This is a genomic window from Nocardioides sp., from assembly GCF_031422975.1.
Taxonomy (GTDB): domain Bacteria; phylum Actinomycetota; class Actinomycetes; order Propionibacteriales; family Nocardioidaceae; genus Nocardioides.
Genome location: NZ_JANPEO010000606.1, coordinates 1 through 7,596 on the forward strand (window position 1 = coordinate 1; position 7,596 = coordinate 7,596).

Genomic DNA, 7,596 nt, shown 5'->3' on the forward strand with positions numbered 1-7,596 from the left:
CTGAGTCGCGAGAATCCGAACAGCGCCGAGGAGGCCATCAGGGTGCCGATGCCGGCGATGAAGCGAGGATCGATCCGGCCCACCAGGTTGGACACGATGGTGGCCGAGATGACGATGCCGACGCTGAAGGGCAGGAACGCGACGCCCGCCTTGAGCGGCGAGTAGCCCATGATGTTCTGGATGTAGAGGCTGAGGAAGAAGAACATCGAGAACATCGCGGCCGGCATCAGCATCATCGCGGCGAACGACGCGGCGCGCGTCTGGTTGGCGAAGATGCGGATGGGCAGCAGCGGGTGCTCGACGCGCGACTCGATCACGGCGAAGATGGCCAACAGCGCCACACCGGCGGCGAGCGAGGCGATCGTCACCGGGTCGCCCCAGCCGTGCGCCGCCTGGCCGGCGCGGGAGAAGCCGAAGACGAGGCCGAGGAGTCCCAGGGTGCCGGTGATGGCGCCGGGGATGTCGAGCTCGCCGGAGTGGCGCTCGGACTCCTCGAAGTAGCGGGGAGCCAGGGCGGCGGCCACGAGGCCGATCGGAACGACGATGAGGAACGTCAGGCGCCAGCCGTCGACGTGCACGCCGAACGGGTCCAGGCTGTGGATGCCGGTGAGCCAGCCGCCGAGGATCAGACCGACCGCGGCACCCGCGCCGGACATCATGGCGTAGACGGCGAAGGCGCGGTTGCGCTCCTTGCCGGCCGGGAACGTCGTCGTGATCAGCGCCAGCGCCGCCGGCGAGGCGAGGGCGGCGCCCAAGCCCTGGAAGGCTCGCGACGTCAGCAGCATGGCCTCGTTCTGGGCGAGCCCGCCCGTCAGTGAGGCCACGGCGAAGATCGAGACGCCGGCCATGAAGACGGCCCGACGGCCGTACAGGTCGCCGAGTCGTCCGCCGAGGAGCAGCAGGCCACCGAAGGCGAGGGCGTAACCCGTCACGATCCACTGGAGGTTGGCCTGGGAGATGTCGAGGTCACGGCCGATGAACGGCAATGCGATGTTGGCGATGGTGCTGTCCAAAACCACCATCAGCTGTGCGAGCGAGATGAGGACCAGCGCCCAGCGCAGGCGCTTGTGCTCCTCAGGGGTCACAACGGGTGCGACCGCTGTCGTGTCAGTCATGGGATTCCTTGGTGGTGTGAGGGTTCTCGGGAGGTCTTAGTCAGAGGCTGTCGGCAGATGCGGACAGGTTGCGGCCGGAATGATGATCTGGTCGATGATCTGGGCGATCAGGTCGGGGGTCGCCTCCTCGCCCAGGAGGAAGACGCGGTGCAGGACGATGCCGGGCAGGGCTGGTGCGAGCAGTGCGACATCGACGTGGTCGTTGATCTCGCCGCGCTCGAGAGCCCGGTCGAAGACCACGCGAGAGGCGGCGATCTTGGGAGCGATGAAGTCGCGCCGGTAGGTCTCCGCGAACTCCTCGTCGCGCGCCATGGCGGTGACGACGGCGGCCAGGACGGCGAGGCTGCGGGCATCGCGGAAACCGCCCAGTCCGCAGTAGAGGGCGATGAGGTCACCGCGCAGCGTGCCGGTGTCCGGCACCGGGCCGGAGGACTTCTGCGAGCAGACGGCGTCCACGACGAGGGCCTGCTTGGTGGACCAGCGACGGTAGAGCGTCGCCTTGCTGGCCTTGGCTGCGGTGGCCACCGCGTCCATGGTCAGCCGGTCGTAGCCGGTGTCGGCCAGGACGTCGAGGGCGGCGTGCAGGATCTCCTGCTCGCGGTCTCCCTCGACGCGCGGTCGGCTGGCCGTCGCGTCGGTGGAGGGGTGCGCGGTCATGGTGGGGTCCAGGTGGTTCGGCGATGGGATAGAACGAAACAGTTTCGTTTCATGGAGCGTACGCCCCACGAGAGATTGGAACAAATCCGTTTCATCCCTATTCCCCGGACACGGTGCCTCCGCGCTGCGAGCTGTCGGTGGGGACGGGCAAACTGTCCCCATGAGTGAGTCGGACAGCCCTGCGCCTGCGCCCGCGCCACCCGAGGCCCGCGAGCGCCACCAGCAGCTCTCCGAGGAGATCGAGGACGCCCGCTGGCGCTACTACGTGCTCGACGACCCGACGCTCGACGACGCCGACTTCGACGTCCGGATGCGTGAGCTCGAGGCCCTCGAGGACGTCCACCCCGATCTGCGCACGCCCGACTCGCCGACACAGAAGGTGGGTGGCGCGGTCTCGACCGACTTCACCGCCGTCCATCACCTGCAGCCGATGGAGAGCCTGGACAACGCGTTCTCCTACGAGGAGCTGGCCTCGTGGCACGCCCGGCTGGCCCGCGACGGAGTGGCCGCCCCGGACCTGCTGTGTGAGCTCAAGGTCGACGGCCTGGCGATCAACCTGCTCTACGAACAGGGTCGGCTGGTTCGCGCCCTCACCCGCGGCGACGGGTCGACGGGGGAGGACGTCACGCCCAACGTCAAGACGATCGCGGCGGTCCCGCACCGGCTGAGCGGCACCGACGAGTTCCCGGTGCCGGAGCTGCTCGAGGTGCGTGGCGAGGTCTACCTGCCCAAGGAGGCGTTCGAGCGGCTCAACGAGTCGATGATCGAGGCCGGCAGGCCGGTCTTCGCCAACCCTCGCAACGCTGCTGCCGGCTCGCTGCGGCAGAAGGACCCGAGGGTCACTGCCAGCAGGGCCCTCGGCATGGTCTGCCACGGCATCGGCGCCCGCTTGGGGTTCGAGCCCAAGGCCCAGTCACACGCCTATGACGCGCTCGCGGCCTGGGGGTTGTCGATCTCCGAGCAGGTCGAGGTGCTGCCCACGCTCACCGACGTGGAGGCCTACGTCGAGCACGCCGGCGAGCACCGCCACACGATCGTTCCCTACGAGATCGACGGCGTCGTGATCAAGGTCGACGCCGTGGCGCTGCAGCGGCGCCTCGGCTCGACCAGCCGGGCGCCGCGGTGGGCGATCGCGTTCAAGTACCCACCCGAGGAGGTCAACACCGTCCTGCTCGACATCCGGGTCAACGTCGGGCGCACCGGCCGCGCGACGCCGTACGGCGTGATGGAGCCGACCCTGGTGGCCGGCTCGACCGTGGAGAACGCGACGCTGCACAACGCCCACGAGGTCAAGCGCAAGGACGTCCGCCCCGGCGACACGGTGATCCTGCGCAAGGCCGGCGACGTGATCCCGGAGATCCTCGGGCCGGTGCTGGCTCTGCGTCCGAAGGGGCTGCGGCCCTGGCAGATGCCGACGAAGTGCCCCGCCTGCAAGACACCGCTGGCGCAGCAGAAGGAGGGTGACAAGGACCTGCGTTGCCCCAACCACCAGTTCTGCCCGGCCCAGGTGCGCGAGCGGGTCTTCCACGTCGCGGGTCGAGGCGCCTTCGACATCGAAGGGCTGGGCTACGAGGCGGCGGTCGCCCTGCTCGACGCGAAGGTGATCGACAACGAGGGGGACGTGTTCGACCTCTCTGCCCACAAGCTGCTCACCACCGAGCTGTTCACCCGCGCGGCCAGGAAGGGCGAGGAGGGTGACCGGGTCGTGTCCGCCAACGGACGACGGCTGCTCGACAATCTCGACAAGGCGAAGGGCGTGCCGCTCTGGCGGGTCCTGGTCGCGCTGTCCATCCGCCATGTCGGTCCCACCGCGGCTCGGGCCCTGGCGACCCAGTTCGGCACCATGCAGGCGATTCAGGACGCCGACGAGGCGACCCTGGCCGACACCGACGGTGTCGGCCCGACGATCGCCGCCGCCGTGCGCGAGTGGTTCGACGGACCCGAGTCCCACTGGCATCGCGAGATCGTCCGTAAGTGGCGCGAGGCCGGCGTGACCATGGCCGACCAGCGCGACGAGTCGGTCAGTCGCACCCTGGAGGGGCTCACGATCGTGGTGACGGGCTCGCTCGAGGGCTACACCCGCGACTCGGTCAAGGAGGCGATCATCGTCCGCGGCGGCAAGGCGTCCGGCTCGGTGTCGAAGAAGACCGACTACGTCGTGGTCGGCGAGAATGCCGGTTCCAAGGCGGAGAAGGCCGAGCAGCTGGGCCTCACCATCCTCGACGAAGCCGGCTTCGTGGCGCTCCTGGCCAACGGCTCGCAGACGAGCGGTGCAAGTAGCGTGGTCCCATGACCGGATCCGATCCAGAAGGCCTGCCCGAGCGTGGAGGGACGGCAGGTGCCCTGGCGGGACTCGCCGAGGGCTTCGTGCGGGACTGGACGACCAACGGCGTCATCCTGCTCTCACTCATCGTCGTGGGCGCCGGTGTGGCGACCGGGTCGCAGCCCTGGGTGGTGGTCGGTCCCATCGTTGGCGTGCTCGGCGCAGCCGTGGGCTTCATGAGCATCGCGAAGCGCTGGTCGATCCCACGCACGTGGCTGGCGATCCTGGTCGTGCTGGCGGTGGACGTCCTCCTGCTCGTGGTGATGTTCGCCGGATGAGTCCGCGTCGGTCGCCGTACGGCTGGGTCGTCGAGGGTCTGCTCACCCTCGCCACGTTCTGTTCACTCATCGTGTTGGTGGCCGGTTTCCTCACGAAGGTGGACCTGTGGATCGCTGTCGGCGCGGTGGTCGGAGTCGCGGGGCTGGTTTCAGGCTTCGTTGCGCTGGGCAAGGAACTACCAGTCCCCGCGGCCGTATCCGTGGGGCTGGGCATCCTGACCGCCGACGTCGCCGCCGTGGCGATCATGTGGGCCACGACCTGAGGAGCATGAAGTGACTGACTTGCGAGTCGACCTGTCCAGTCTGGGAGCCTGGTCGGACCAGGTTGAGCGGGCCGGCGACAACCTGGGCACGGCCGGGGAATACAGCCGGAGCCACCTCTCCGACGGCGACTTCGGTCGGATCCTCGAGCTCATCACCAGCGACTACGAGGCGCTGATCGGTAGTTTTCACAGCGTCCTCGACACCGACGCGCAGCGGCTCACCGGCTTCTCGTCGGCCCTCGACCTCACTCGGGAGGACTTCGCCGAGACCGACGCGCAGGTGGCCCAGACCTTCGGTCTGGGCGCAGCCATCGTCGACGGGGGATCCGTCACGTTTCCCGACGCCCGCCCTGCCGGGTCCATCCCGGCCCCGTCCAACAGCGGCGAGATCCTCCCCGAGATCTCCTTCGGATACCTGCTCGACAAGTGCTGCGACCTGATCACGTGGGTCGGCGGCCCCGACCCGCGGGAGTACGTCACCAAGTGGATCGCGGGCGACATCGCCAAGGCCTCGCTCCAGGCCGAGGCGTGGGAACACCTCTCGGCCTGCGTCGACTCCGTGCAACGCAACCTTGACGCCGGCCTGGGCCGGGTCGGCCAGACCTGGGGCGGGGGTGCCGCCCAGAACGCGACGGCGCGAACGACGAGCTGGATCGAGGCGCTGACCACCCAGTCCACGTCCTGCACGAGCATGGCCGGACACCTGCGCGACATGGTCGAGCAAGCCGTCCAGATGGCCCAAGTCGTGGTCGACATCATCAAGACCGTGGTCAGCCTCGTGTCGGCGGCACTCTCGAGCGCCTACATCCCGGGTTGGGGTCAGTGGAAGGCGATCAAGACCGTCAAGGAGGCGATCACGCTGGTGAACAACGCCCGGAAGGTGATCACCGTCTTCTGGAACACGATCACCATGATCAAGGACAGCATCATCATGATCATCAACGCCTTCTCATTCAGCTCACTTCCGCCCGAGCCCGCTGCCGCCAATTGAGCCTGGCCGACACCAGCCCACTCCGCACACACCGCACAAGGGAGTCCCCCCGGTGACCCACATGCCCGGCCCCGGGAGCGATGACATCGATGGGGCACGCCGCGAGCTGCAGGCCGCGCTCGCTCTGGCGCGTGAGGCCCTCGACCGTCGTCGGGCCGTCCCGGTGCACACGCCTGACGAGCGTGCTGAGCTCCAACGAGACGCCCTTGCCGGGCGCCTGGGTGTGGACATGCAGCGGCTCGCCGAGCACATCGAGAACGGTGACGAGTCCTGGCAGGAGGTGTTCGAGGGAATCGCGCCGCACGGCGCACTCTTCGACGGGCACCTGAACCGGATGAGCGAGGAGCACGCGGAAGACATCCGCATCGCCATCGAGCAGGACGATGAGTTCGATCCGCTGGCCGCCGACCCCGAACTTTCCTGACTGACAACTTCCACCACGTTCGTGACGTCCCACCTGTGGCTGAAGAGCACAGGATGTCGATCCTCGGAGGTAGCCATGCGCTTGTTGCCCACCATCACCGCTTCCCTTGCCCTGACCCTGCCGGTCATCGTGCTGGGCGCACCCGCTCACGCGGCCGCCCCGACCTGCGCCGGGGAGCGGGCCACGGTCGTCGGCAACGCCAAGGCCAACAACCTGACCGGTACGGCGCATCGCGACGTGATCTGGGCAGGCGACGGCAACGACACGATCTCGGGTCTGGCTGGCAACGACCTCATCTGCGGGGGCGGCGGGGCGGACCGGATCTCCGGCGGACCCGACGACGACCGGGTCTACGGCGAGCTCGACGCGTACGCCGCCGACGGGTTCGGCCTCCTGCACCGCACCGGAGACACGATCACCCCGGGCGCCGGCAACGACTACGTCGACCCGGGCTACGACGCCCGGGCCGTCTCGCCCGGCGTGGATGTCGTCCCCGACACGATCAGCTACTTCGGCGCTCCCGCCGCGGCGGTGGTCGACCTCCGCGCCGTACCAGCCACCGTCGGTGCCGACGGCGTCGACACCATCGTGATTGCGGCGGGCTCGCCGATCGGCTTCGTCGGCACCGCGTTCAACGACGTCATCCGCGGCACCTACAAGGCCGACCGGCTCTACGGCATGGCAGGTGACGACCAGCTGTTCGGCCAGGACGGCGACGACGTGATCACCCCAGATGGCAACGAGAGCGCGGGCAACGACATCGTCGACGGCGGCTCCGGTGACGACAAGATCGTCAGCGTCGCCGGCTACGACACCCTTGTCGGCGGCCCGGGCCCCGACTCGATCACCAACACCTCGCTCAACAAGACGATCATCAAGGGCGGCTCCGGCGGCGACACCGTGACCGTGCCGGTGCCGGGTGAGTCGGGGTTCAAAGTGATCGGCAACGGTGGGCAGGACAAGCTGCGCCTCATCGCCTACGCCAACCCGGCCCTGTTCCCGACCGTGCGGATCGACCAGCGCAAGGGCCTGACCAAGGTGACCAGGCTCCAGCCCCTCGCGGTGACCGGCAAGGTCCAGAGCTTCACCGAGGTCTCGCTGCCGGGTAACGCGAAGACGATCTACAAGGGCACCAAGAAGGGCGAGGTCATCGACGCCCACCCCGACTTCCGCGCCATCATCAAGGCCCGCGGCGGTGCCGACGTGCTCACCGGCTCCAACGAGAAGGATCTGCTGATCGGCGGCAGGGGCTTCGACATCGGATTCGGCATGGGCGGCAAGGACACGTGCAAGTTGATCGAGCGGCGCCGGAGCTGCTGAGCGAAGCACTGGGGGGACTGCACGCCGGTCGGGCACGAACTGGCGGCGTACGACATGCGAAGAGCCGATCCGGCTGTCGTTCGCCGCCAGTTGCCGGTGGAGCGAGTTCGGCCGCCGTGCACCTGCGAACCGCGACACGACCGAGCGGACAAGAGCGGCGCACTCAGCGCTTCCGCAGGTGTGCGTAGGAGGGCACCATGAACGCACGATGTCGCACACCCGCAG

Annotated in this window: 8 protein-coding genes; 6 read left to right on the plus strand and 2 right to left on the minus strand. The window is 68.5% G+C overall.

Annotated elements, in window-relative coordinates; genetic code table 11:
* Both RMO85_RS17975 and RMO85_RS17980 read right to left on the minus strand, forming a co-directional pair.
* Nucleotides 1-1,115 (minus strand): MFS transporter (locus RMO85_RS17975; RefSeq protein WP_310530089.1); only part of this gene is annotated, 1,115 nt, incomplete at its 3' end.
* A 36-nt stretch (nucleotides 1,116-1,151) separates the two neighbouring features.
* Nucleotides 1,152-1,772, minus strand: coding sequence for a TetR/AcrR family transcriptional regulator C-terminal ligand-binding domain-containing protein (locus RMO85_RS17980; RefSeq protein ID WP_310530090.1), 621 nt, complete (start codon nucleotides 1,770-1,772; stop codon nucleotides 1,152-1,154).
* A 160-nt stretch (nucleotides 1,773-1,932) separates the two neighbouring features.
* Between RMO85_RS17980 and ligA the strand changes: the two genes are divergently transcribed.
* The 6 genes from ligA (at nucleotide 1,933) to RMO85_RS18010 (ending at nucleotide 7,371) form a co-directional block, all read left to right on the plus strand.
* On the plus strand, nucleotides 1,933-4,065 hold the full coding sequence (gene ligA, locus RMO85_RS17985) for an NAD-dependent DNA ligase LigA (protein WP_310530091.1): 2,133 nt from the start codon (nucleotides 1,933-1,935) through the stop codon (nucleotides 4,063-4,065).
* On the plus strand, nucleotides 4,062-4,373 hold the full coding sequence (locus RMO85_RS17990) for a hypothetical protein (protein WP_310530092.1): 312 nt from the start codon (nucleotides 4,062-4,064) through the stop codon (nucleotides 4,371-4,373). Before ligA ends, RMO85_RS17990 begins: the two co-directional genes overlap by 4 nt.
* Entirely contained in the window at nucleotides 4,370-4,636 is a 267-nt protein-coding gene (locus tag RMO85_RS17995) for a hypothetical protein (protein ID WP_310530093.1), read from the plus strand. The genes RMO85_RS17990 and RMO85_RS17995 overlap by 4 nt, the downstream gene beginning before the upstream one ends.
* A gap of 10 nt (nucleotides 4,637-4,646) precedes the next feature.
* Nucleotides 4,647-5,627, plus strand: a complete 981-nt coding sequence (locus tag RMO85_RS18000; RefSeq protein ID WP_310530094.1) for a hypothetical protein — start codon at nucleotides 4,647-4,649, stop codon at nucleotides 5,625-5,627.
* Nucleotides 5,628-5,688: 61 nt separating this feature from the next.
* Nucleotides 5,689-6,051: a hypothetical protein gene (locus tag RMO85_RS18005; RefSeq protein WP_310530095.1), complete on the plus strand. Its 363-nt coding sequence runs from the start codon at nucleotides 5,689-5,691 to the stop codon at nucleotides 6,049-6,051.
* 75 nt (nucleotides 6,052-6,126) lie between these two features.
* Nucleotides 6,127-7,371, plus strand: a complete 1,245-nt coding sequence (locus RMO85_RS18010; protein WP_310530096.1) for a calcium-binding protein — start codon at nucleotides 6,127-6,129, stop codon at nucleotides 7,369-7,371.
* The last annotated feature ends 225 nt before the right edge of the window (nucleotides 7,372-7,596 follow it).